At 31.7% G+C, this 24542-nt stretch carries 27 protein-coding genes; 20 read left to right on the forward strand and 7 right to left on the reverse strand.

What is annotated here, in order from left to right:
- Window positions 1-16: 16 nt before the first annotated feature.
- The 10 genes from BLW23_RS18155 to recQ all read left to right on the forward strand — a co-directional run bounded on the left by BLW23_RS18155 (window position 17) and on the right by recQ (window position 14033).
- Window positions 17-607: an anthranilate synthase component II gene (locus BLW23_RS18155; RefSeq protein ID WP_093672522.1), complete on the forward strand. Its 591-nt coding sequence runs from the start codon at window positions 17-19 to the stop codon at window positions 605-607.
- Between the two features lie 17 nt (window positions 608-624).
- A complete protein-coding gene (trpD, locus tag BLW23_RS18160) occupies window positions 625-1614 on the forward strand; it encodes an anthranilate phosphoribosyltransferase (RefSeq protein ID WP_093672524.1) in 990 nt (329 codons plus the stop codon).
- A gap of 89 nt (window positions 1615-1703) precedes the next feature.
- The gene (gene trpC, locus BLW23_RS18165) at window positions 1704-2492 is read left to right on the forward strand and encodes an indole-3-glycerol phosphate synthase TrpC (protein WP_093672526.1); all 789 of its coding nucleotides are present in this window, start codon (window positions 1704-1706) and stop codon (window positions 2490-2492) included.
- A gap of 8 nt (window positions 2493-2500) precedes the next feature.
- Window positions 2501-3004: a hypothetical protein gene (locus tag BLW23_RS18170; protein ID WP_093672528.1), complete on the forward strand. Its 504-nt coding sequence runs from the start codon at window positions 2501-2503 to the stop codon at window positions 3002-3004.
- Between the two features lies 1 nt (window position 3005).
- On the forward strand, window positions 3006-3632 hold the full coding sequence (locus BLW23_RS18175; RefSeq protein WP_093673187.1) for a phosphoribosylanthranilate isomerase: 627 nt from the start codon (window positions 3006-3008) through the stop codon (window positions 3630-3632).
- A 9-nt stretch (window positions 3633-3641) separates the two neighbouring features.
- The gene (gene trpB / locus BLW23_RS18180; protein WP_176829878.1) at window positions 3642-4820 is read left to right on the forward strand and encodes a tryptophan synthase subunit beta; all 1179 of its coding nucleotides are present in this window, start codon (window positions 3642-3644) and stop codon (window positions 4818-4820) included.
- A 14-nt stretch (window positions 4821-4834) separates the two neighbouring features.
- Window positions 4835-5605, forward strand: a complete 771-nt coding sequence (trpA, locus tag BLW23_RS18185; protein WP_093672532.1) for a tryptophan synthase subunit alpha — start codon at window positions 4835-4837, stop codon at window positions 5603-5605.
- Between the two features lie 243 nt (window positions 5606-5848).
- Entirely contained in the window at window positions 5849-8428 is a 2580-nt protein-coding gene (locus tag BLW23_RS18190) for a T9SS type A sorting domain-containing protein (RefSeq protein WP_093672534.1), read from the forward strand.
- Between the two features lie 180 nt (window positions 8429-8608).
- Window positions 8609-11770 carry a S41 family peptidase gene (locus BLW23_RS18195; RefSeq protein ID WP_093672536.1) on the forward strand — a complete coding sequence of 1054 codons (3162 nt, stop codon included), beginning with the start codon at window positions 8609-8611 and terminating at the stop codon, window positions 11768-11770.
- Window positions 11771-11930: 160 nt separating this feature from the next.
- The gene (gene recQ / locus BLW23_RS18200) at window positions 11931-14033 is read left to right on the forward strand and encodes a DNA helicase RecQ (protein ID WP_093672538.1); all 2103 of its coding nucleotides are present in this window, start codon (window positions 11931-11933) and stop codon (window positions 14031-14033) included.
- Window positions 14034-14083: 50 nt separating this feature from the next.
- On the opposite strand, the gene BLW23_RS18205 is transcribed toward recQ, so the two are convergent.
- Window positions 14084-14701: a hypothetical protein gene (locus BLW23_RS18205; protein WP_093672540.1), complete on the reverse strand. Its 618-nt coding sequence runs from the start codon at window positions 14699-14701 to the stop codon at window positions 14084-14086.
- On the reverse strand, window positions 14685-15167 hold the full coding sequence (locus BLW23_RS18210) for an RNA polymerase sigma factor (RefSeq protein ID WP_093672542.1): 483 nt from the start codon (window positions 15165-15167) through the stop codon (window positions 14685-14687). The genes BLW23_RS18205 and BLW23_RS18210 overlap by 17 nt, the downstream gene beginning before the upstream one ends.
- Window positions 15168-15358: 191 nt before the next feature.
- Here BLW23_RS18210 and BLW23_RS18215 point away from each other — a divergent pair, with 191 nt between their 5' ends.
- The 7 genes from BLW23_RS18215 (at window position 15359) to BLW23_RS18250 (ending at window position 19592) form a co-directional block, all read left to right on the forward strand.
- Window positions 15359-15865 carry a GbsR/MarR family transcriptional regulator gene (locus BLW23_RS18215; protein WP_093672544.1) on the forward strand — a complete coding sequence of 169 codons (507 nt, stop codon included), beginning with the start codon at window positions 15359-15361 and terminating at the stop codon, window positions 15863-15865.
- 38 nt (window positions 15866-15903) lie between these two features.
- Window positions 15904-16263, forward strand: coding sequence for a hypothetical protein (locus tag BLW23_RS18220; RefSeq protein ID WP_093672546.1), 360 nt, complete (start codon window positions 15904-15906; stop codon window positions 16261-16263).
- A gap of 343 nt (window positions 16264-16606) precedes the next feature.
- Window positions 16607-17101, forward strand: a complete 495-nt coding sequence (locus BLW23_RS18230) for a pyridoxamine 5'-phosphate oxidase family protein (RefSeq protein WP_093672550.1) — start codon at window positions 16607-16609, stop codon at window positions 17099-17101.
- Window positions 17102-17118: 17 nt separating this feature from the next.
- Window positions 17119-17493 carry a hypothetical protein gene (locus BLW23_RS18235; RefSeq protein ID WP_093672552.1) on the forward strand — a complete coding sequence of 125 codons (375 nt, stop codon included), beginning with the start codon at window positions 17119-17121 and terminating at the stop codon, window positions 17491-17493.
- Between the two features lie 5 nt (window positions 17494-17498).
- Window positions 17499-18392 carry a TIGR01777 family oxidoreductase gene (locus tag BLW23_RS18240; RefSeq protein ID WP_093672554.1) on the forward strand — a complete coding sequence of 298 codons (894 nt, stop codon included), beginning with the start codon at window positions 17499-17501 and terminating at the stop codon, window positions 18390-18392.
- A gap of 3 nt (window positions 18393-18395) precedes the next feature.
- The gene (locus BLW23_RS18245; RefSeq protein WP_093672556.1) at window positions 18396-18875 is read left to right on the forward strand and encodes an SRPBCC family protein; all 480 of its coding nucleotides are present in this window, start codon (window positions 18396-18398) and stop codon (window positions 18873-18875) included.
- 9 nt (window positions 18876-18884) lie between these two features.
- Window positions 18885-19592 carry a YqjF family protein gene (locus BLW23_RS18250; RefSeq protein ID WP_093672558.1) on the forward strand — a complete coding sequence of 236 codons (708 nt, stop codon included), beginning with the start codon at window positions 18885-18887 and terminating at the stop codon, window positions 19590-19592.
- 18 nt (window positions 19593-19610) lie between these two features.
- Here the strand turns inward: BLW23_RS18250 and BLW23_RS23935 are convergent, their stop codons facing one another.
- The 4 genes from BLW23_RS23935 to BLW23_RS18270 all read right to left on the reverse strand — a co-directional run bounded on the left by BLW23_RS23935 (window position 19611) and on the right by BLW23_RS18270 (window position 21942).
- Window positions 19611-19901 (reverse strand): TonB-dependent receptor plug domain-containing protein, encoded by a 291-nt coding sequence (locus BLW23_RS23935; RefSeq protein WP_093673189.1) that lies wholly within the window; start codon window positions 19899-19901, stop codon window positions 19611-19613.
- Entirely contained in the window at window positions 19829-20230 is a 402-nt protein-coding gene (locus tag BLW23_RS18260; RefSeq protein WP_093672560.1) for a hypothetical protein, read from the reverse strand. The genes BLW23_RS23935 and BLW23_RS18260 overlap by 73 nt, the downstream gene beginning before the upstream one ends.
- An 83-nt stretch (window positions 20231-20313) precedes the next feature.
- Window positions 20314-20814, reverse strand: a complete 501-nt coding sequence (locus tag BLW23_RS18265; RefSeq protein ID WP_093672562.1) for a DUF2867 domain-containing protein — start codon at window positions 20812-20814, stop codon at window positions 20314-20316.
- Window positions 20815-20826: 12 nt separating this feature from the next.
- Window positions 20827-21942, reverse strand: a complete 1116-nt coding sequence (locus BLW23_RS18270) for an FAD-dependent monooxygenase (protein ID WP_093672564.1) — start codon at window positions 21940-21942, stop codon at window positions 20827-20829.
- 77 nt (window positions 21943-22019) lie between these two features.
- Between BLW23_RS18270 and BLW23_RS18275 the strand changes: the two genes are divergently transcribed.
- The 3 genes from BLW23_RS18275 (at window position 22020) to BLW23_RS18285 (ending at window position 24187) form a co-directional block, all read left to right on the forward strand.
- Window positions 22020-22643 (forward strand): TetR/AcrR family transcriptional regulator, encoded by a 624-nt coding sequence (locus tag BLW23_RS18275; protein WP_093672566.1) that lies wholly within the window; start codon window positions 22020-22022, stop codon window positions 22641-22643.
- Between the two features lie 133 nt (window positions 22644-22776).
- Window positions 22777-23511 (forward strand): thioesterase II family protein, encoded by a 735-nt coding sequence (locus BLW23_RS18280; protein ID WP_093672567.1) that lies wholly within the window; start codon window positions 22777-22779, stop codon window positions 23509-23511.
- A 37-nt stretch (window positions 23512-23548) separates the two neighbouring features.
- On the forward strand, window positions 23549-24187 hold the full coding sequence (locus BLW23_RS18285) for a hypothetical protein (protein ID WP_093672569.1): 639 nt from the start codon (window positions 23549-23551) through the stop codon (window positions 24185-24187).
- 14 nt (window positions 24188-24201) lie between these two features.
- On the opposite strand, the gene BLW23_RS18290 is transcribed toward BLW23_RS18285, so the two are convergent.
- The gene (locus BLW23_RS18290) at window positions 24202-24501 is read right to left on the reverse strand and encodes a hypothetical protein (RefSeq protein WP_093672571.1); all 300 of its coding nucleotides are present in this window, start codon (window positions 24499-24501) and stop codon (window positions 24202-24204) included.
- Window positions 24502-24542: the final 41 nt, after the last annotated feature.

The raw sequence follows: 24542 nt of genomic DNA on the forward strand, positions 1-24542 counted from the left end.
CCTCAATACTAAAAAAATGAAAATTTTAATTTTAGATAACTACGATTCCTTTACCTACAACCTAGTGCACATGGTTGAAAAAATAACGGATACTTATCCAGATGTCTATCGAAACGATGAAATATCACTAGAGGATGTTGGAAGATATGATTTAATTATTCTTTCGCCTGGGCCTGGAATTCCTAACGAAGCAGGAATTTTAAAAGAAGTGATAAGAACATATGCGGGAAAACTTCCAATTTTTGGAGTTTGCTTGGGACTACAAGCGATAACCGAAGTTTTTGGTGGAAAGATTATGAATATGAATGAGGTTTTTCACGGGGTAGCAACAGATATGAAGGTGTTGGAAAAAGAAGCAATTATATTTAAAGATATTCCTCAAACTTTTCCTGCAGCTCGATACCATTCATGGATTGCATCCAAGGAAGATTTACCAGAGTCTTTGGAAGTAACAGCCATTGACGAAGATGGTGGTATCATGGCTGTTCGTCATAGGGAATTTCATATAAGTGCGGTTCAGTTTCATCCAGAAAGTATTTTAACAGAAGTAGGAGAACAACTCGTTAGAAACTTTATAACTAGTGTAAAAAATAAATTAGTAGCCTAACATCAATAATAAGAATGATGAAAGAAACCCTCGAAAAATTATATCAACATAAAAGGCTAACAAAGTCTGAAGCTAAAAGTATGTTGATTAATATAGCTCAAGAGAAATATAATGAAGCTCATTTAGCTTCTTTCTTAACCGTTTTTATGATGCGCCCTATAACTGCAAATGAATTGGCAGGTTTTAGAGAAGCATTGTTAGAGTTGGCGATAAAAGTGGATTTGTCGGAATATAATACCATTGATATTGTTGGTACAGGAGGTGATGGTAAAGATACTTTTAATATCTCAACATTAACATCTTTTGTAGTTGCAGGAACAGGACAAAAAGTAGCGAAACATGGTAATTATTCGGTGTCTTCAAAATCAGGTTCTTCAGATATGTTAGAAAGTTTCGGTTATGAATTTACCAATGATGAGGCGACATTAAAATCTCATTTAGAAAAAGCTAACATTTGTTTTTTACATGCACCTAAATTTCACCCAGCAATGAAAGCAGTGGGGCCGGTTAGGAAAGCATTAAAATTAAAAACGTTTTTTAATATGTTAGGGCCTTTAGTAAATCCAAGTTCTCCTCAAAATCAATTGTTAGGAACTTTTAATTTGGAGGTGGCTAGATTGTATAATTATATTTTGCAAGAAGAAAATTCAAATTATGGTATTGTTCATGCGTTAGATGGATATGATGAAATTTCTTTAACAGGGGCGTTTAAATTGTTTTCAAAAGAAGGGGAAGAATTAATAACTCCAGGTGATTTGCAAATGAAAACTTTAAAACAATCTGATATTTACGGAGGTAATTCTGTGGCCGATGCAGCTAAAGTATTTAAGACTATTTTAAATGGTGAAGGAACTGAAGCACAAAACAATGTGGTGTTAACAAATGCCGCGTATGCCCTGAAAATTATTGATCAAAATAAATCTTTTGAAGAAGCGTTCGAAGAAGCTAAAAATTCACTATTTGGATTAAAAGCAAAAGATTGCCTGAATAGATTAATTACGAATTAACAATTAGGAATTCACGATTCGTAATGCGTAATTCATAATTAACAATTAACAATTAGGAATTAGTAATTAACAATTCATAATTAAAAAATATGACAATACTAGAAAAAATAATAGCATTTAAAAAGAAAGAAGTAGCTAAAATAAAAGCTGAGATTCCTGTGAAAAAATTGGTAGAAAGTCCAAATTTTAAAAAATCAAGATTCTCATTAAAAGAAGCTCTTACTAATGAGTATTCAACAGGAATTATAGCTGAATTTAAAAGACAATCACCATCAAAGGGAATTATTAATGATAGTGCTTCTATTGTAGAGGTAACAGAAGGGTATTTAGAAGCAAAAGTGGCCGCTCAGTCAATTTTAACAGATACTTCTTTTTTTGGCGGAACGATGGCGGATTTAATGGAGGCTAGGACCATTAATCAACAAACACCAATTTTACGAAAGGATTTTGTTGTTGATGGTTTTCAAATTGTTGAAGCGAAGGCAATAGGTGCTGATGCGGTACTTTTAATTGCTACATGTTTGTCAGCAAAAGAACTAAAGGATTACGGGCAATTGGCTTCTGATTTAGGCTTGGAAGTTTTATATGAAATTCACACGCAGGAAGATTTAGATAAAATTTCAGATTTAGACAATAAAATTATAGGCATAAACAATCGAAATTTAAAAACTTTTGAAGTGGATTTAGAACATTCTATAGCCTTAGCGAATCAGATACCCAATAGTGCTGTGAAAGTTTCAGAGAGTGGTATTTCTGACCCGAGAATTATAACGGGATTAAAAGAATACGGTTTTCAAGGTTTCCTAATCGGAGAAAACTTTATGAAAACTAAAAACCCAGGATTGGCTTGCCAAGAGTTTATTAGTCAAATTAGATAGGTGGAGAAATGATAGTAGAAGATTATATTTTATTTGATTGGGAAGAAACTGAAACAGGTGTTGTATTAGATGAAAACGAGAATTGGATTCTTATTAAATCAATTCCAGTAGACTTTCAAATAGATGGTTATAAACTCATTAATAAAAAGTATATAGAAAATAGGTTTTCTAACAATAATGAGAGTTTAAAAAAGGTTCTTAAGTTGAGAAAATCAGTATTTGAAAAACCTCAAGGATTTGAGTATAATAATGATGTGATTGAGATTTTTAAACAGATTGAAACTCAATATGGTTGTTTCGAATTTCAGGATGAAATGGAGGATGAATTATTTTATGGCGTTTTAAACGAAATTAATAAAGATGGGTTTTATATTGATTCAATAAAGTCCGATGGTGTGGTAGATTTGGATTTCGACGTTGAATTCTCTAAAGATAGCATAAGAATAATTTCTTTTGGATCAGATTATTTTAAGGCCATTTGTTTACTATTCAATGATCAAAAAAATAGATAAAATGAAGCTGAAGATTTGCGGAATGAAGTATATAGAAAATATAAAGCAAGTAGCTGATTTAAAACCAGATTACTTAGGATTTATTTTCTATGAAAAGTCAAAAAGAAATTTTGAAGGAATTATCCCTGAAATACCTAAGAGTATTAAAAAAGTTGGGGTTTTTGTAAATGAATATTTGGAAATCGTTGTGTCTTTGGCTCAAGAATATCAATTATCTATGTTGCAGTTACATGGAGATGAATCACCAGAATATATAAAAGAATTAAAGGATCATTTACCAAATGTGGAAATGATAAAGGTTTTTGGAATAAGAGACTCTTTTGATTTTGATAAGTTAAAACCTTTTGAAGGCAAAGCAGACTATTTTCTATTTGATACGAAGGGGAAAGAAAGAGGAGGAAATGGAGTGACCTTCGACTGGAAGTTATTAGAAAAATATAATTCAAATACTCCTTATTTTTTAAGTGGGGGAATAGGTTTAGAAGAAATAAATTCGGTAAAAGAATTTATGAGAACATCTTATGCGAAACAATGTATAGCGCTTGATGTTAATAGTCGATTTGAAACCGAACCAGGGAAAAAGTCGATAAAAAAGTTAAAAAAGTTTACAACAATATTTATAAAATAAATACTGATTATGAAATTTCAACCAGATAGTAATGGGTATTATGGACAGTTCGGAGGAGCATTTATCCCAGAACTATTATATCCAAACGTAAAGGAATTAGAAGATAATTATATTCAAATTATTAATTCATCAGCATTTCAAAAAGAATACAAAGATTTACTAAAGCATTACGTGGGTAGACCTAGTCCTTTGTATTTAGCAAAACGTCTTTCAGAAAAATATGGAGCTACCATTTATCTGAAACGAGAAGATTTAAACCATACTGGTGCTCATAAAGTAAACAATACCATAGGGCAAATTTTAATAGCTAAACATTTAGGCAAAACCAAGGTGATTGCTGAAACTGGAGCTGGTCAACATGGTGTAGCTTCGGCTACGGTTTGCGCGTTAATGGGACTAGAATGTATTGTTTTTATGGGAGAAACGGATATCAAACGCCAAGCTCCTAATGTGGCACGAATGAAAATGTTAGGTGCTAAAGTCGTCCCTGCAACAAGTGGTAGTAAAACATTAAAGGATGCAACAAATGAAGCTATACGTTATTGGATTCAAAATCCAGATACTTATTATTTAATAGGATCTGTCGTTGGCCCGCATCCATACCCTGACATGGTTGCTCGTTTACAAGCAGTTATTTCTGAAGAAATGAAAGTTCAACTTAAGGAGCAAACAGGAAAAGAGAATCCTGATGCTATTATTGCTTGTGTTGGAGGTGGAAGTAATGCAGCAGGAGCATTTTATCATTATTTAGATGATGAAGAAGTAGAGTTAATTGCTGTAGAAGCTGCTGGATTGGGCGTTAATTCTGGTGAAAGCGCGGCTACTTCTCAATTAGGTGAAGTAGGTGTTATTCATGGAAGTAAAACCATTTTGATGCAAGATGAATATGGTCAAATTGTTGAGCCTTATTCTATTTCTGCAGGATTAGATTATCCAGGAGTAGGTCCATTACATGCTTTCTTACATGAAAGTAAACGTGCTACCTTTATGAATGCTACGGATAAAGAAGCCTTAGCCGCGGCTTATGAATTAACGAAAATTGAAGGTATTATTCCAGCTTTAGAAACAGCACATGCTCTGGCCGTACTTCCAAAAATGGATTTAAGCAAAGACCAAACGATTGTAATTAATTTGTCTGGTAGAGGAGACAAAGACCTAGAAACATATATTAAACATTTAGAAAGTTAAAAAAGAATATAGAAATGAATTCATTACAGAAATTATTTGGTCAGAAAGACAACAATTTATTGTCTATATTTTTTACAGCGGGTTTCCCTGATTTAAATGGAACTGAAACCATTATTAGTGAATTAAGTAAAGCTGGAGTAGATTTCATCGAAGTAGGATTGCCATATTCAGATCCACTAGCAGACGGACCAACAATTCAGCATAGTAGTTCTGTAGCTTTAAAAAATGGAATGAATCTAGATGTTGTATTTGAGCAATTGATCTCCATAAAAGAAAAAAATCCAACACCCTTAGTTTTGATGGGATATTTAAATCAAATTATTAAGTATGGAGAAGAAGCTTTTTGTGAAAAGGTTAAACAATGTGGTATTGATACTATTATCATTCCAGATTTACCAATGGTAGAATATGAGAGTCATTACAAACCTCTTTTTGATAAGTATGGAATAAGTAATGTTTTTTTGATAACTCCTCATACTTCTGATGAAAGAATACGTAAAATTGATAGCTTAACGAGTACTTTTATTTATGTTGTAGCTTCGGCGTCAATTACAGGAGCAAAAGGGGAAGTATCGCAACAGCAAATCGAATACTTCGAAAGAATTAAATCAATGAATTTAAATAGTAAATTAATTGTTGGTTTTGGGATTTCGGATCATCAGACATTTTCTACAGCGTGTACTTACGCAAATGGAACAATAATTGGGTCGGCTTACATAAAATACCTCGATAAGAATGGAGTGTTAAAATCCAATGAATTTGTGAAATCAATTATTAAAGGATAAAAAAATAAGATTATTACAATATATGTATTGATTTTTATGGATGAAATAAGATTACTACTAGTAATCTTATTTTTTTTATGCTATGAGTTAAATATGTTAAATTTTTGATTAAAATTAATGATTTTGTGAATTATTATGATTTTCTGTTTGTTGGGACATAATGTCATTTTTTTTCAGTTCACCGTTATACTTTTTAGATTACTTTGCGCCGCTTAACCAAAATAATCATAAAAACCACTAATTATGGTGAAAAAACTTAAACTACTGTTAGTTTTCTTATCGTGTACTTATATTTCTTCGTACGCACAGGAATACCAAAAAATGATTTCCGAAAATAGCCATAGGCTATCTGAAATTCAAGAGGAAGCCGAAAAGTATTTCGAAGTTAACGGAATAGGAAAAGGTACTGGTTACAAACAGTACAAACGTTGGGAGTATTTTGCAATGAAGCAATTGGATGTTAATGGATTCGTAAAAGATTCAAACTATTTATTCAACGAACTTCAAGCTCAAAACCAAAGAAGAAATGCAAATTCATTAGAGGAAGTTCTCGATAACGGTGCCAGCTGGTCAGAATTGGGCCCAACGTATTTTAATGAAACTACTGGGTGGAATCCAGGTGTGGGAAGAATATCAAGTTTTGCTGTAGAAAACAAGAATCATAATCACATTATCATAGGATCTATTGGTGGTGGTATTTGGAAAACCACCGACAAAGGAAATACATGGAATTCGTTAACAGATAACCATGGAAATATGTATACCTATTCTTTGACAATAGAACAATCAAATACTCAAGTATATTATTGGGGTTCTAGCTTTGGGCATGTATATAAGTCATTAAATGCTGGGGCTACATGGGAACAGATTGGAAACGCAGGAATAGGAAACGTTCTAAAGATTTTAATTCATCCAACAAATCCGAATGTATTATTTGCTTGTAATCAAACTAGTGGCTTATACAAATCTTTGAATGGCGGTGAGTCATGGGAGTTAGTTGTTCAAGGCCGATTTTATGATATAGAGTTTGACCCAAATAATACTGATGTACTATTCGCATCCTCATATGGAATTTATGGGAGTAACGGTGGATTCTTCAGATCTACTGATGGAGGTAATAGTTTTATTGAGAATAAAACGTTTCCTTATGGCGCTAAAATGATTGGAGTATCTAAAGCCGATTCTAATATTGTGTATGTACTTGAGGAAAATAGAGGTCGTTTTGGCGCTTTCTACAAATCAGTAGATAATGGAGTTACCTTTCAGAAATTAGATCATAGTAATAAAAATTACTTTGGTTATGATAATAAGGCGTCAGATAACAGAGGGCAAGCTCCAAGAGATATGGGAATAGCTGTTTCTCCAACGAACCCAGATGAGGTCCATATTGCTGGAATTAACACTTGGAGATCTATGGATGGTGGCGTGTCATTCTCGAATTCTTCACAATGGACAATTGGAGGAGCTAAAAATTTAGATATAGGTTATTGCCATGCCGATGTAGATGATTTAGAGTTTGTAGGTAACGACCTATTTGTTGTTACCGATGGAGGTATCTTTTTAAGTGAAGATACTACCAATCTTACTGCAGAATATTATAAAGATTTAACAGGTGGTTTGGGAATTAGACAGTTTTATAAATTAGGTGTTTCTCAAACAAATCCGGTAGTTATAACTGCAGGTTCTCAAGATAACGGATCGTCTATTTACCGAGGAGGTCGTGAAGCAAAAGATGCTTGGATTGATTGGCTTGGAGCTGACGGTATGGAAGGTTTAGTCGATATTAACAACCCAATGGTTGTATATGGAACAAGTCAGTTTGGAGGATTGTACAAAACAACAACACAAGGTAATGATGCGTTTTGGTGGCGAATGAGAAGAAATAGTCCAGGTGGTAATTGGGTAACACCATTAGAACAAGATCAAAATGGAGATTTATATTATGGTTCTAGAAGTGTTTATAAATCTGCTGATGGGGCCGATTCGTGGGAGCAAATCTCTCAAGATTTGGGTAGAAATGTTACACATGTTAAAATAGCTCCATCAAATCCTGATATTGTTTATGCTTGTATTTATTATGGTAATGGTTGGTATATTCCAGAAGAGTTAAGAGGAAGAACGAAAATTTACCGAACTTTAAATGGAGGAGCAACTCAAGAATGGGCGAAATTAAAAGGTTTTAAAGGAGAAGTAAATAGTATTGCAATTCATCCTACAGATCCAAATAAAATAGCCGTAGCTCTTTCAGGCGCTGAAGAGAAAGTTATCATTAGTACAGATGGAGGAGGAAGCTGGATTCATTATAGTAAAGGTTTGCCGAATTTTTCACCATATGCTCTTGAATGGGATGATAACAAAAGAGATGGTTTATATCTAGGAATGGATTATGGAGTTTACTACAGAGATATGAATATGCAAGAATGGGAATCATTTGCAAACAATTTACCAAATGTAAAGGTAAATGAGCTTGAAATAAATTATGCTGATGGTCATTTATATGCTGCAACTTATGGTAGAGGAATTTGGAAATCTCCAATAGCTACATATGATGATTCTTCGGATGACCATGGAGATTATTTAGATAATATTCAAATCTACCCAAATCCAGTAAAAGGAGAATATCTTTATATAAAAGGAGATAAAGAAGAAACGGTTGCAATTAGATTATTTGACTCTCGAGGGCATATATTACGCTATTTTAACGGTGTTGCTTTAAAAAATGAAGCGTATCGCATGTCTATAGCTTATTTACCAAAAGGGATTTATTTTGTAAGAATCAATAGTAAAGATATGGTAACTACAAAGAAGATAGTTATTGAATAAATATTGATAAAATTGAACTTAGAGGGGCCGCTTATTTTTTAGCGGCTTTTTTTATGCTGTGATATGAATGAGTAGAATAAAGAATATTGTGCTTAGAACTGTTAATAATTGTTAATATAATGCTAAATTTTATCGAGACTCCGTTGCAATAAAGTAATTTAGTAGCATAAATAAAATAAAATGCAATTAAAAAATATAGTTTTAGTTTTTCTATTCATGTTTGGAGGGCATGTATTTAGTCAAACATTAATTCGTCAACCGAAAATTAGTCCAGATGGATCTCATATTGCGTTCAGTTATCATGGAGATATTTGGATATATAATATTGCTAACCAAAAAGCAAAAAGAATAACGATTCATCAAGCCTATGAAGTTGATCCAATATGGAATTCAGAGGGTAGTGAGTTGGCATTTTCGTCAAATAGAAAAGGTAATAAGAATATATTTACAGTTCCTGTAGAAGGAGGAGTTCCAAAACAATTGACTTATTACCCAACAAACAATATACCTAGTGATTGGAGTGGTGAGAATATTGTTTTTACAACCGAAAGAGTTTTTAAAGGGCCTGAATGGGACAATCAAATTTATGTGGTAAATGAAAATGGCGGAACTCCTGAAAGATTAATTACCGCTTATGGATTTGCGGCTTCGATTTCCTCTGATAAAAATATGGTGTCTTATACAAAAGGAGCATGTCGAATAGCTCGTGAAGACTATTCAGGTTCTGCTCAAAGAGATATTTGGGTTTATAATAAAAAAACTAATAAATACAATCAGATAACTGTAAGTGCAAAAAATGATCATTCGTCTCTTTGGGATGGACAAGATAATCTGTATTATATTGGAGCAAAAAGTGGACGATATAATATCTATAAACAAGCTATTTCTAGCACTGGAGAAAAAGTTGGAGAGGCAACACAATTAACTTTTCAAAAAGTTGATGGAGTAAGGTCTTTTTCTGTAAGTAAAAAAGGAACAATCGTTTATACTTCTGGAATAGATACTTATATTTTAGAGAATGGCAATGCAAGAAAGCTAGCATTAAACATTCCTTCGGACAATCGTTTCGATATTGAAGAAACAAAAACGACCTCGTCAAAAGTTAGAAATTATGCAATTTCTCCTGATGGGAGTTTAACCGCTATAGAAATTTCGGGTGAAATTTTCGTGAAAGAAAATGATAAAGAAAAGAAAAATTCAAATAATATAAGTAATCACTTTTTTAAAGATAAGCAGCCTCAATGGATAGATGATAAAACGGTGATTTACCTTTCTGATAGAAATGGGTATTACAATGTTTATAGTGCCGTTTCATCGGATACTTTGGTAAAGCTATCGAGAAGTTTAACCGTTAAAACTGAAAAATTAACGAATGCTAAGATTGATATTAATAACATCATTGTTTCTCCTGATAAAAAGAAAATAGCCTATACAGAAGGAAGAAGTAAGCTAATTATTGCTGATATTAAAGAAGGGGAAATTAAAAATCCAAAAACATTTTCAGACACATGGGCTTCAGCTGATGGGCTTTCTTGGAGTCCAGACAGCAAGTATATCGCGTATTCTCAAGAAGATTTAAATTTTGATAGTGAAATATACATTCAATCAACAGAAGATAGTAAGCAGAAGTTTAATGTAAGTATGCATCCAAGAGGAGATAGAAGCCCTGTTTGGAGTGCCGATGGTAAGAAACTAGCATTTCTATCAAACAGAAGTGGAATAAACTATGATGTATGGATGGTATGGCTTCAGAAAGAAGATTGGGAGAAAACGAAGAGAGATCATGAGGAAGGTGATTATTATGTAAAGAAAGAAGAGAAGAAAAAGGGAAAAAAGAAAGGGAAAAAGGATAAGAAAAAAGAAGTAGTTGTTAAGGTAGATGAAGCCAATATCTATGATCGATTAGTTCAAGTAACATCTTTATCTGACGATGAGTACAGTTTAGCATTCAATCCAGATAGCGAATTTTTGTATTTTTCTGCTACAAACCCAGCTACTAAAAGAAGAAGTTTGTATAAGGTGAAATGGAATGGAAGCGATCCTAAAGAAGTAAAGGGAGTGAAATGGGCAGGAGATTTTTCAGAGGTAAAAGGGAAGTTATATTTCTTATCTTCTGGAGGAGTGAAGATGTTAAAAGGAAAGTCAGATAAAGTAGAAAGCTTTCCTCACAAGGCAACATACACCGTTAACTATAAAGAAGAAAGAAAACAAGTTTTTGAGGAAGGAATCAGAGCATTAACCGCTGGATTTTATGACCCTGAATTTCATGGGTATGATTGGAAAACTTTGGTTAAAAAATATAGACCTTGGGTGTTATCAGCGTCTACGCAGCAAGATTATAGTTATATGTTTAATCTGTTGTTAGGACAATTAAACGCCAGTCATATGGGATATAGAGGAGGTAATCCTGAAAAAGTGAAAAATGAAAACATTGGATTGTTGGGATTAGAAGTTTCGGATACCAATACGGGAGTAAAAGTAGACTATGTTTTAACAAATTCTGTTGCTGATAAATCTATGAGTAAGTTAAATGTTGGAGACGTTATAACAGCAGTAAACGGTAAAAACATTAAAGAAGGAACTAACTTTTATAGTTTACTAAAGAACTCAAGAGGGAATGAAACCTTGGTTACGTTATCAACAGGAAAAAATATTATTTTAAGACCGCAGCACTCTCTTAAAACTTTAAAGTATGAAGAGTGGGTGAGTTCAAGAAAAAAATTGGTTGAAGAATATTCAAATGGACAGTTAGGGTATATTCATATACAAGGAATGAATTTAACTAGTTTTGAAAGATTTGAAAGAGAATTAAAAGCTAGTGGGTATGGTAAAAAAGGAATTGTAGTTGATGTTCGTTATAACGGAGGTGGATGGACTACAGATCGACTAATGGCAGTACTAAACGTTACTCAACATGCATATACAATTCCTAGAGGAGCTACCAAAAGTTTAAAAAATCATAAAGATTTTTCAGGTAATTATCCATTTAATGAAAGAGCAATACTATCGGTAAATACTAAGCCTTTGGTCGCGTTATGTAATGAAAATAGTTATTCAAATGCTGAAATTTTTTCTCATGCTTTTAAGAATTTGAAACTTGGAAAATTAGTAGGACAACCGACTTTTGGAGCAGTAATTTCAACAGGAGGTCAAAGTTTACAAAACGGATACATTCGTATGCCATTTAGAGCATGGTATGTAAAGAATTCAGGGGAAAATATGGAGAATGATGCTCCAGCTACTCCTGATTACTTGATAAAGAACTTCCCAGGCTGGAAGAGCCGTGGAGAAGATGAGCAGCTAAAGAAAGCTGTTGAAGTATTATTGAAAGATATTAATTAATAATACTAAGCCTACTACTATTAAGCGAAGATGAGAAATCATCTTCGCTTTTTTTTGTTATCGTCTTTGATGATTTATGCGCGAAATTCTAATTTTTAAATATGATGAATCGACTTTAGTTTATGAAGTAATTTTATGTCTATTTACTTATTTTTGCTTTATGGTAGAGATTGAGGAAAAAGAATTGTTATCGAAATTAAAGACCAGCTTTGGGTACGATAGTTTTAGACTTGAACAACAGCAAATAATAGAGAATATCTTAGCGAAGAAAGATACTTTGGTAATTATGCCAACAGGAGGAGGTAAATCCATTTGTTATCAGTTGCCAGCTCTTTTTTTAAAAGGGATTACATTGGTAATATCGCCTTTAATTGCTTTGATGAAGGATCAGGTAGATAGTCTAAAAGCTAATGGTATTTCGTCAGCCTTTTTTAATAGTAGCCAATCATCTGAAGAACACGAACAGGTTTTTGAAGGTGTTGCGAGTGGAGATATTAGGTTGTTGTATGTGGCTCCTGAAAGTTTACCTTTATTGCAAAATATACTTAATCAAAACTATATTAGTTGCATTGCAATTGATGAAGCTCACTGTATTTCCTCATGGGGGCATGACTTTAGACCTTCGTATAAACAATTGGCATTTTTAAAGAAATCATTGCCTGACGTGCCCGTTGTGGCGTTAACTGCAACAGCGGACAAAGCAACACAAGAAGATATTGTTGATCAATTGGCAATTCCTCATGCCAAAAGGTTTATAAGTTCTTTTAATAGAGAAAATATAACATTAGAGGTTCGTCCTGCAAATGATAGAGTGAAACAGATTCTACGTTTTATTCAAGATAGACCCAACCAATGTGGTATTATTTATTGTTTAAGCAGAAAAACTACAGAACAGTTGGCAAGCAAACTACAAAAAAGCAATGTTTCTGCAGTGGCTTATCATGCTGGACTTTCATTTGATGAGAGATCATCGGCACAAGAAGCATTTATCAAAGATGATGTTGAAGTGGTTTGCGCGACAGTAGCCTTTGGAATGGGAATTGATAAATCGAATGTCCGATGGGTCATTCATTATAACATGCCTAAAAATATTGAAGGCTATTATCAAGAAATAGGGCGATCAGGAAGAGATGGTTTACCTTCTAAAGCATTGCTTTTTCATAGTTATGCAGATGTAATTCAACTTAGACAATTTATAGAAAATACTGGGAATAAAGAGGTGCAAGAGGCCAAGTTGGAGCGAATGAAACAATTTGCCGAAGCAACCGATTGTAGACGAAAAATTTTATTGAGTTACTTTGGAGAACTTATAGAAGAAAATTGCGGTAATTGTGATGTGTGTAAAAATCCACCGAAGTTTTTTGATGGAACTGTTATTGCGCAAAAAGCCCTATCTGCTGTTTATAGATTACAAGGAAAAGAGGCAATGGGAACTATAATTGATGTATTAAGAGGTGCTCAGAATGCAGCCGTTTTGGATAAAAATTATCAATCACTTAAAACGTATGGAGTTGGAAATGATATTTCCTGGAGAGACTGGCAACATTATTTAATTCAGCTAATGAATCAGGGATACTGTCAAATTGCATTTCATTTAAATAATTCATTACAGCTAACCGAGTTTTCGAAAAAGGTGCTTTTTGAAGGAGAAAAGGTTAAACTTACGAGTCCGGTTGAAGTGAAAAAGGAAGAAAAACTTGTCAAAAAGAAAACAAAAGAACGTTCAAATAATACATTGTTTGAAAGACTTAGAAAGCTTCGATATCGTATAGCGAAAGAAGAAGATATTGCGGCTTATTTGGTTTTTAACGATGCTACATTAAGAGAAATCGAGAAAGAGAGACCGACAACTGATAGCGAGTTTTTATCAATTAGCGGAGTCGGAGAGAGGAAACTAGAAGTATATGGAGGAGAGTTTATGGAGGAAATTAAAAACTTTTTAAGCGAAAAGAAAAGGAATAAAAAAGATACTACCTTAGAAACCTATAAACTTTATAAAGACGGTTTAACAATAGAGGAAATAGCGGAATCTAGAAATCTAAAATCAACCACTATTTTTTCACATTTGTCGAAGTTGTATTTAGAAGGAAAAGACATTAGTCTGGATAAGTTCATAACTCCTGATATTCTGAAAGAAATAGCCAATGCTAAAAAAGTTTTAAAAGGAGAGGTAGCGCTAAAACCTTATTTCGAGTTTTTAGGAGAGAAAATATCTTATGAACATATTAGAATAGGGCTTACAATATTGCAAAAAAAACGCTAGTAATAATACCAGCGCTTTTTAGCAATGAATGTTTTGAAATTCATGTGAGATTAATTCTTTAATGTTTCCATTTCAGTAATGATATCATCTAATTTTGAAAAAAGTGTACCATATACCAGTTGTGTTGAGATGGCATAAACAGCATTACAAATAATTGAAATTATTACGGCTATAATCAGTCCAATACTGAATGCTTGTAAAAAGCTCATGTCTTCCGAGATATATTTAGATAAAAAACTCTGCTCTTTCATAAAGAAAGCAATTACAAAAATTGATAAGACGGCTAATGGCAAAATAAATACAAAAAGTTTTTTCGTAGCCTTTGTTATGGATACTGTAATACTTCGGTATTCTTTTAAATATGTTAAGGTATCCGATTTGATATCTAATGTTTTGAATCGACTTAACAGTTTTTTGTTGAAAAAATAGAGCCCCAAAATTAGTAAGGCACTATAGGCACCGATTACAACTTCCGAAATAACTGTTAAGAATACAAAAGTAAGAACAGCCATTGGAATTAATCCTTTATTATCAAATTCATAAATTCTTCGAATACGATGAATTATTGATTTTGATTTTTGATTATATAGATTATTGACTTTAGGGGCTATTAAGGATTTCTCACTGATAAATGATTCGTCCCAAATGTTTTTAATTGATTTTTCCATCTAATAATATTTTTAATTGTTTTTTAATTCTATTTACACGTACGGCTATGTTATTTGGGCTAGTACCAATGATCGAAGCAATTTCTTTATTAGGGTTTTCTTCCAGATATAATAAAATAATTGCTCTATCGACTTCTGATAACTTCTTAATAGCATCATACAATAAATTCAATTCTTCATTTTGAAAAGCTCGGTTTTCTTCTGAGTTTTCTGGTAGAATCGAATAATCTGAATTTGTTCTTGTTTTTTTCTTTATTAAGGTTAAACAAACATTTAAAGTGATTCTATAAATCCATGTCGACCATTTTGATTTATTTTTAAATGCTTTACGACTCTTCCATATTTGTAAACAAACTTCTTGGTAATAGTCCTCAAAGTCTGGTTCTGAATCGGTATAGGCCCTACATATTTTAATAATAATTCCTGCATGAGGTAAAATGGATGTATTATAAAAGTCGTTGCTCAAAATGGTTGTTTTAATATAGTTGGTTATATAATAGTTACGTGGTAATTGTAAGTTATATTTTCATGTTTAAAGTATGGATTATCGATTGTTTATTTTGTTAGTACTTTGAAAAACTTAAATATTACATGGAATATTAAATATTTTATTTTCAATAATTATTGAAATTTTAAAAATAGTTGTATATTTGACATATGAACTTAGAAGACGCAAAATTAAAATACATTCATACATGGGGCAGTTTAGCAACGAGTTGGGGAATTAATAAAACCATGGCGCAGGTACATGCATTATTATTGTCATCTACAAAACCATTGTCTGCGGATGAAATTATGGATATTCTGAAAATTTCAAGAGGAAATGTGAATATGAATGTAAGGGCACTTATTGACTGGGGAATTGTTCGTAAAGAAATTATCGTGGGAGAGCGTAAGGAATTTTTTGTAGCGGACAAAGATATCTGGGAGTTGTTTAAGCAGGTAACAAAGGAAAGAAAGAGAAGAGAAATTGAACCGGTATTAAAAGTTCTTGAAGAATTAAAAGAAGGGGTAGAAGAGAGTTCAGAAGAAGCAGCACAATTTAAAAAGCTAATGAAGGATTTGTCAAGTGTAACCAATACAGTAAATAATATTTTAGATAAGGCCATAAAAGCTGATGAACACTGGTTATTATCCAATTTAACCAAAATAGTAAAAAAATAAAAAAATTTACAATCAAACTTTCAATAATTTCTGAAAATATGGAAAATATAATTAAAATATTTACTTATATCAATAGGTTTTTGATGATTACAATGTTTATACTCTTTTTAACAATCTATCTTGGGTTTTGTATGGAGTTTGTGTTGGGGTTATTCCATATGGGAAGTAGCTTAGTTCTTGCTCTTTTATGGGAAAAACTAGATGAAACTGCAAGAAGACATCTTTTAAAATATTGGACTCTATTATTTCTGTATATTTTTTCTTATTTGATCATAATACATTTTGAGTTATTGGAAGATAATCAAGTTTCAATACTATTTGGGGTCGTTGTTATTCCAATGAGCTTAGCGTTGTATTATTCATTTATACTTGAAAATTTAAAGAAACGTATGTTATGACAAATATTACTTATATTATTTATCTAATGTTGTCGTTTCTAATGGTCCTTTATATTGGAAATGAATGTTATCAAAACGGTAAGATTTATATAAACAATTATTTTCCCCAAAATGCGTCATTAGCAAATGCAATCAATAACACTTTACTTGTTTCATATTACTGTTTGAATCTAGGTTTATCCGTATGGAATTTAGGTAATATAAATGAAGTGTTTACTATTGAAAACGTACTACTAGAGATAAGTTTAAAGCTTAGCACAATTATCTTAATCGTAGGAGTGTTACATCACTTTAATCTCTATGCAATCTATCGAATACATAAATACTTTAAAACTTATAAAAGATGAAGCTAAACATACAAGAACAATGGTCTCAAATTAAAGAGCAAATAAAAAAGAATAGGCGAAAAAACATGTTCGTATCAATCGCTTCGGTGAATGCAGACAATGAACCAACAGTAACACCGATAGGTTCGTTATTTCTGAATAATGATTTTACAGGATTTTACTTTGAAAAGTTTGCTTCGAAACTAGGAAAGAATAGTCTTAATAATAAAAAAATATGCGTGCTTTCGGTAAATAATGGAAAATGGTTTTGGTTAAAAAGTTTGTTTAAAGGAAGATTCAATTCTTTTCCTGGTATTAAGTTATATGGAGAGTTAGGTGAAAAGAGGGAAGCAACAGAAAAAGAAAAGAGAGCGATGCAAAAACGAGTGAGTGCAGCAAAAGGCTTAAAAGGGTATGATTATTTATGGAAAGATATGAGTCAAATACGAGAAATAGTTTTTACCAAAGCCGAAGCCATTAATCTGGCAAGAATGACAAGAAATTTAAAATAACAATAAATCGTAATATTATGAATACTTCATTAGAATTAATAGCCTATTTAGTTTATTTACCTGTATCTATAGGGTTAACTACTTTTGTTTCTCAACAATTATTTAAGAATAGCAAAATATTTATGCTTGATATTTTTCATCAAAAAGAGGAAATAGCTTTAGCGACGAATAAATTATTTAAAATTGGTTTTTATTTATTGAATATTGGTTTTGCATTACGCATTATTCATGTATACAATATTTCCAGCTATAAATTTCTCGTAGAAACATTAAGCGAAAAAATAGGTGGTTTTTCAATATACCTGGGAATTACAATGATATTTTTTATCGTATTCTTTTTGAAAGGTCGTAAAGCGAGTAAAAATCAATTAGAGCGAACAATACAAGATTAATTGCTATGAAAATTATAATCGCGGGAGGTACTGGATATTTGGGGAAATTGCTAATTGAATACTACAGAAAAGATGAAGAAAATCAAATTTATGTTTTAACAAGATCTCATATTTTGAATAAAGGTAATGTTCACTATTTATATTGGGATGGAGCTACGATAGGGTATTGGGTTTCATTTTTAGAAAATTCGGATGTACTGATTAATTTGTCGGGAAAATCTGTGAACTGTAGATATACTACATCAAATAAGAGAGATATATATGATAGTAGATTATTGTCTACCGACCTGTTATGTCGTACTGTTAAACATCTTGATTGTCCGCCGAAAGTATTTATCCAGTCCTCTTCAGCGACTATATACAAGCACTCTGAAAAAAAGTTTATGACAGAATTGGATGGAGATATAGGAATTGACTTTTCCATGGATGTGTGCAAAAAATGGGAGCAGGTTTTTAATAGTCATCATTTACCTAAAACCAAAAAGATTATAACAAGAACTTCAATAGTTTTAGGAAATAAAGGAGGGGCTTTTCCTTTGATGAAGAAACTTGTTAAGGCAGGGTTAGGAGGAATACAGGGAAAGGGAACGCAGTATGTTAGTTGGATATCAGAAGGAGACTATGTAAAGGCAATTGATTTTTTGTTAGATAAGGAAGAAGGCGTATATAATCTATGTGTTCCAAACCCTATTCCAAATAATACATTTCAGAAGATCCTTCGTAAAAAATTAAATGTTCTTTTCGGTTTAAATCTTCCAAAAATATTGTTGAAAATAGGAGCCAGCATAATAGGGACGGAAACTGAGTTATTATTAAAAAGCAGAAAAGTATACCCTGAGAGACTGTTAAATATGGGATATAATTTTGAAACGACCACATTCAATAAACTTAAAATATAAAAGATGGCTATCATCAAATTGTTAACTAAAATAAATGCAGATCGATCAATTGTTTTCAATCTTTCAAGAAGTATTGAGTTACATTTAATTTCATCAAGAAAAAGTTATGAAAAGGTAGTTGGGGGAAGAAGAGAAGGTTTGATAGAGATGGGAGAAACAGTAACATGGAGGGCGAAGCATATTGGGGTATATCAGAATTTTACTTCAGAAGTTATTGGATGCGAATCAGATGAATACTTTGCAGATAAAATGATTTCAGGGGCTTTTAAGAATTTCAAGCACGAACATTATTTTTTACGAAAAGGAAACGATACATTATTGATTGATGTTTTGGAGTTTAGATCTCCATTAGGTTTTTTGGGAAGGTTAGCAGATTTTCTTTTTCTAAAAAAGTATATGACTAATTTTTTAAAAGAAAGAAATGAAACCATTAAACAATACGCTGAGAGTGAAAAATGGAAAGAAATATTAATAAGAAATTAAAATTATAATATGAGTTTTTTAAAGGCAGAATGGAGAAAGTTAGGCATGGTTAATTATAAGGTAACCTCTGAATTATTGAAACCATATGTTCCAGAAGGTACAGAGCTCGATTTTTATCAAGATAACTGTTATGTTAGTTTAATAGGGTTTATGTTTAAAAATACTAGATTACTTGGAATGAAAATTCCGTTTCATATTAATTTTGAAGAAGTAAACCTACGGTTTTACGTAAGAAGGAAAGAGGAAGGTGTTTGGAAAAGGGGAGTGGTATTCATTAAAGAAATAGTACCTAAACCAACAATAACGTTTATAGCCAATACTATTTACAATGAAAATTATGAAACTCTTCCAATGGAGCATTCGTGGAAAATTGAAGATGATAAGATTACAGTGGACTATCAATGGAAAACAAAAAGCAAATGGAATAAGATATCAGTTTTAGCAGAAAATGAAATGATAGATATGGAACCAAATTCAGAAATAGAGTTTATTGCAGAACATTATTGGGGATACGCAAAGAACGGATTAAAAACAACTGAGTATGAAGTCACCCATCCATCATGGAAATATTATCCAGTAATAGAGTATAAAATTGATGTAAATTTTGAAGAAACCTACGGAACTAAGTTTAATATATTACACGAAACTATTCCATGTTCTGTATTCTTACTAGAAGGATCTGAAATATCAGTAGAAAGTAAAATTGAAATGACTTAGGTCATTTCAATTTTTAAGTTAAAAAGTTTCAACGATAATTACTCCGTTTGCCCCTCTAGAACCATATGTCGCAGTCTCTGGACCTTTTAACACACGAATTTGCTTAATTGTAGTAGGAACAACATCTCCGAAAACGGATTGATCTACTGCCGTATTATTAAGAATGAAAAGGGGAGTTATACTTCCGTTAACACTATTATAACCTCTGATATTAATAGTATTTGCACCTGAAACATTTACTCCAGGAACTTTACCTCTAAGGTAGTCATAAATACTTTTGAATTGAACCGTATTATCTGATTTTGACAGCGGAGTCGCCCCATATAAATATCATTTTTCTCGCGAATTGTAATAGAAATGTTCTTTTTACCGGTATAAGCTACCTTTTGAACTCCTACTTTAGGAGAGAAAGCACATATTTCCTTAGGGGTTTTATCTAATTTAGCTTTAAAAACGCCTTTAGAATTAGTCCATCTTTTCTGCCTTACATCGTCAAAAAGAATAATTGCACCTGGTATTGGTTTATTTTTTGCATCTTTTACGGTAATGGTAATTTTAACACCAGTATCACTCTGACCAAGCAGATTTGTTTTGGGAATAATTGCTATTAAAATAAATGTTAGTAGTAGTCTTTTCATCACGTTATGTTTTATGTTACTAATATACTAAAAAAAGCAAGAAATCTTTGAGTATAAATGAATGTGTTGATTCTACTAATCATTTATCTTTGTATCTTTTGTTTGAAAGCATTTGAAACCATTCTTCTAACGATTATTTGATGGAATGGTTTTATGATTGACATATATATTTTTCCTTTCAAATTATTATATTGAACTAATGTAGTTACCTTTATGTTATAGTAGTTGGATGTTTCTTTGGTTATTATAACTCGAAAGTTTAAATGGGAATCATTTACCCCCAGGATGCACTCGGAATCTCCACAATTATAAATTTTAAAGAAACCGACATAACCTCCTGTTCTGAATTCGTTATTGTAATCCTTCGGTATTTCATTCTTCAGACCAATAAAAGAAGCAATTCTATTTCTTATATTAAATAGTACGTCAATCCATTTTGGCGTATAATTGAAAATTGATTGAGCAATTACTTTTATGGAGTCTTGGTGATTGGTCGTTGAAAATGTATCTGTAAAATCAATTGGATTCAGTAAGTTTTGATGGTGCTTTTTTAGTAGTAATTTTTCTTCAATAACTTTTTTCATTGATATGTGGATTTATCGAAAGATGTTTTCTAGTTGTTTTTGATTAATGTACTTAGGCGTTAATTTTAGGAATGAGTTTCGTAACATTATGGAGAAAGAGTTGGAGATATGTGCTAATTTTCCTAGTTTCCAACTAATTTTTACAATAGAGTTGGCTTTTGCATAACGTTGTTTTTGAAATTTAGAAAAAGATTGTTGAATATTATCTGGATTTAAGGTTTCGGAAAGGACATAAGCATCTTCAATAGCTTGACAAGCACCTTGTCCCATATTGGGAGTAGCAGCGTGAGCTGCGTCACCAAGTAAACATATAGAGTTTTTATACCATTGTTTAATTGGAAACAGATCTTCTATATGAGAAAAATGGATGGTATTTTTTGGTGTGGATTCGATGAGTTCAATAACTAGAGGATTAAAAGATTGAAACATCGTGTTAAAATCAAAAGTTTGTTCTTTTGTCGAACTCATTGTTTTCAAAGCATACCAGTAAATGTATTCTTCATTTATTGGAACGAATCCAAAGCGAACATCTTTTCCCCAAGCTTCTATTAAGCTGTTTTTAATATATGGGGTAGTTTTAAAAGAAGTTACTCCTCTCCAACACCATTGCTTACTATCTCTTAGGTTTGAATTAGGGAATAAATAATTTCTTACTTTAGAATGTATTCCGTCTGCTCCGAACAGAATTTTTCTATGTATTATTTCTCCGTTTTCGAAATGTAATTCGTAGGTGTTATTTTGTTTTTTTATGGATATGAGTTTGTAATTAAGATGAATTTTGGTTGTTTTTAAATTGGAAAGCAAAATTTTTTGAAGTTCACCTCTATGAATTGCAATGGTTTTCGTTTGAAATTTCTTTTTTAAGTCTGAAAAATTTGATGTTGATAAGGTGTTAAAATTAGGTTTTGTAATCGTCATTTCTGATAATTCTATTCCCGCTGCTTCTATTTGTTTGTGAAGACCTAAATGAGTATAAACTTTCATCGCATTAATGGCTAAAATAATTCCGGCACCAATGGGTTTAAATGATTCAGACTGCTCATATATTTCAGAAGTAAACCCTTTTTGTTCGAGCAGAAGAGCTAAGGTTAACCCTCCAATACCTCCTCCAATGATTGTGTGTTGCATAGTACTGGCTTAAATTAGGTCAAAGTTACTAAAAAAATAATTACTAGGTCAATTCTACTAATTTTTATATTTGCAGTATGGGAAGAACAAAAGATAGAATTATAGAAACAGCAATATCCCTTTTCAATGAGCATGGGTTATCCAAAATAACTTTAAGAACAATTGCTAAAGAGATGGGGATTAGCCAAGGAAATTTAAACTACCATTTTAAGAAAAGAGAAGACATTATAGAAAGTATTTATTTTCAAATGGTAGATTGCATCAATAATGAAATTCTTGAGTTAGTGAATGGAAAAATTAAACTTAACTTATTAATTAGACTTAATAGTACGATTGCTAATATTTTTTACGAATTCCGGTTTTTTATGCTTGATTTTACTCAAATAATGAGAGAGCATGCTAAAATAAAAGAACATTATATTATGTTGACTGACATAAGACAGGAGCAATTTCATGAAATATTAAAGGTATTTATAGTGAATGGTATAATTAGGCGAGAGGAACTTGTGAACGAATATTTGAACTTGTATAAGCGAATTCAAATTATTGGTGATTTCTGGTTTTCTCATGCGAGTATTGAAAAAGAGTTGTCAAAAAATGATCTTAAAGATAATAATGAACTAATCATGCAGTCTTTGTATCCTTATCTAACAGATAAAGGAAAGGAAGAGTTTTTTAGTTTGAAAGTATCGAAGCTTTAGAGGGACAAGATAGATGTGTTTTTATTAAATACTGGTGTATAGAACCGAATATAGATGTAAATGATTATTTCTCTTTTTTGAGAAAAGTAGTATGTTCGCAGCCGAAATAATCTAACCAAATTCTATACGATTTATGAAAATTATAGCCTTACCATTTGCAGGAGGAAGTAAATATAGTTTCAAAGAACTAGAAAAGTGTATTCCAAACTCTTTAGAATGGATAACATTGGAATTACCTGGAAGGGGAAATAGATTTGGCGAGGAAATTTTAGAAGATATTGATTCCATGGTGAATGACTTGTTTTTACAGATAAATAATCTTATTTCTAAAGAACCATATATGATTTATGGACATAGTTTAGGAACGCTTTTAGGCTATGAATTAGCTAAAAAATTAGTTGAGTCAAATAGCGAACTTCCTAAATGTTTGTATTTTACAGGAAAAGGAGCTCCAGGTACTGAGAGAAATGAAAAAAGATCAGAGCTACCTAAAGATAAATTTTGGAAACGAGTTGAGGAAATGGGAGGTTTACCAAAAGAGGTTCTAGCACATCAAGAATTACTAGATTTACATTACCCTATTTTGAAAGCAGATTTTAAAGCACTAGAAGAGTATATTTTTACTCCAATGAAAAACCTTTTTGAAATTCCAATATTCGTCTGTATGGGAGAAGATGAGATTGGAGAAGGAGAGGACAAGGTTTCAATTACCTCAATAAAAGGTTGGAATAATGAAACAAAATTCCCTCGAGAAATTGGAATTATACCTGGTAAACATTTTTTTATATTGGAATATTCGAAGCAAATAGTGTCAAAAATAGTAGATGCATTTGAATCTTCAGTAAATTTTGAGAAAGTTGATGTTTAATGCATAATTGATATCATTTGAATATAAGCGTATCGCTATGAAGAGAAAAATTAATGAAATTTTAGTTTTAATAATTGGTTCGTTGTTTTTAATATCATGTGGACCAACTAAGCATTATGTGAGTCACATTCTAAATAAAGAAGATATAAATAGGTTAAAATCTAAGAAAACTATTATTAAAGCTTCTGATAATGTAGACTTAGATGAGTTCGTAACTACTTTCAATAAGATGTTTACGAGTAAGGCGGATTTTTCTGAGAAATTTAAGAAGACCTTTCGAAGTAAATTGAAAAACAGTGTTTTATTTTCAAATGTTGAGGTAGGAGAGATCAACACTTTCGATTTATTAAGGGAGAAATCACGTTCGGATTATCTTATTTACCTTTCAAATTTTGAGGTGACCAATAGAATAGAAATGAGGAATTCGCCCGCTACTGTGGGACCAAATAATTTTGGAACCATGCACACAACTTCAGTGGAGTACTGTGTTATAAATGTTAAGGTTAATATTTATGATTTAAAAACAAAGAGAAAAGTTCACGAATTCACGGCTATTGGAGAAAGCTCAGTCTTTCTATTCAATTTTAAGAATACTTTAAACAAAGCTAAGGAAAGAGCTATAACCCATATTATAAACTATCTTAATTCTGGTAAAACACTTTATAAACAATACTAAAAAAGGTTTGAATATTACCCAATGAATGACAATAAGGTATAAACCGCTAATATTGGGTAAATAACGATACCGGCATATATTTGATAATTCTTATCTTCTTTATTAATTAGTGATATAATTAAGAACGAGATTCCGATAATCAGTGTAATTATATTTACTGCTGATAATATTTGAAGATTCCTAGAAAAAACATTTTGATCATAGCTTATTGAATTATAAATAGCAATTAAGTAAGATAATCCAACTTGAGTTATAATTGTATAAATAAGAAATCTAAAACTCCATTTTTTAAATTTGAAAGAGGTGTTTTCCATAACTAATAATTGAAGAAAAGAGCACCAAAGCTGGTGCTCTT

The organism is Tenacibaculum sp. MAR_2009_124 (assembly GCF_900105455.1).
Taxonomy (GTDB): Bacteria; Bacteroidota; Bacteroidia; order Flavobacteriales; family Flavobacteriaceae; genus Polaribacter.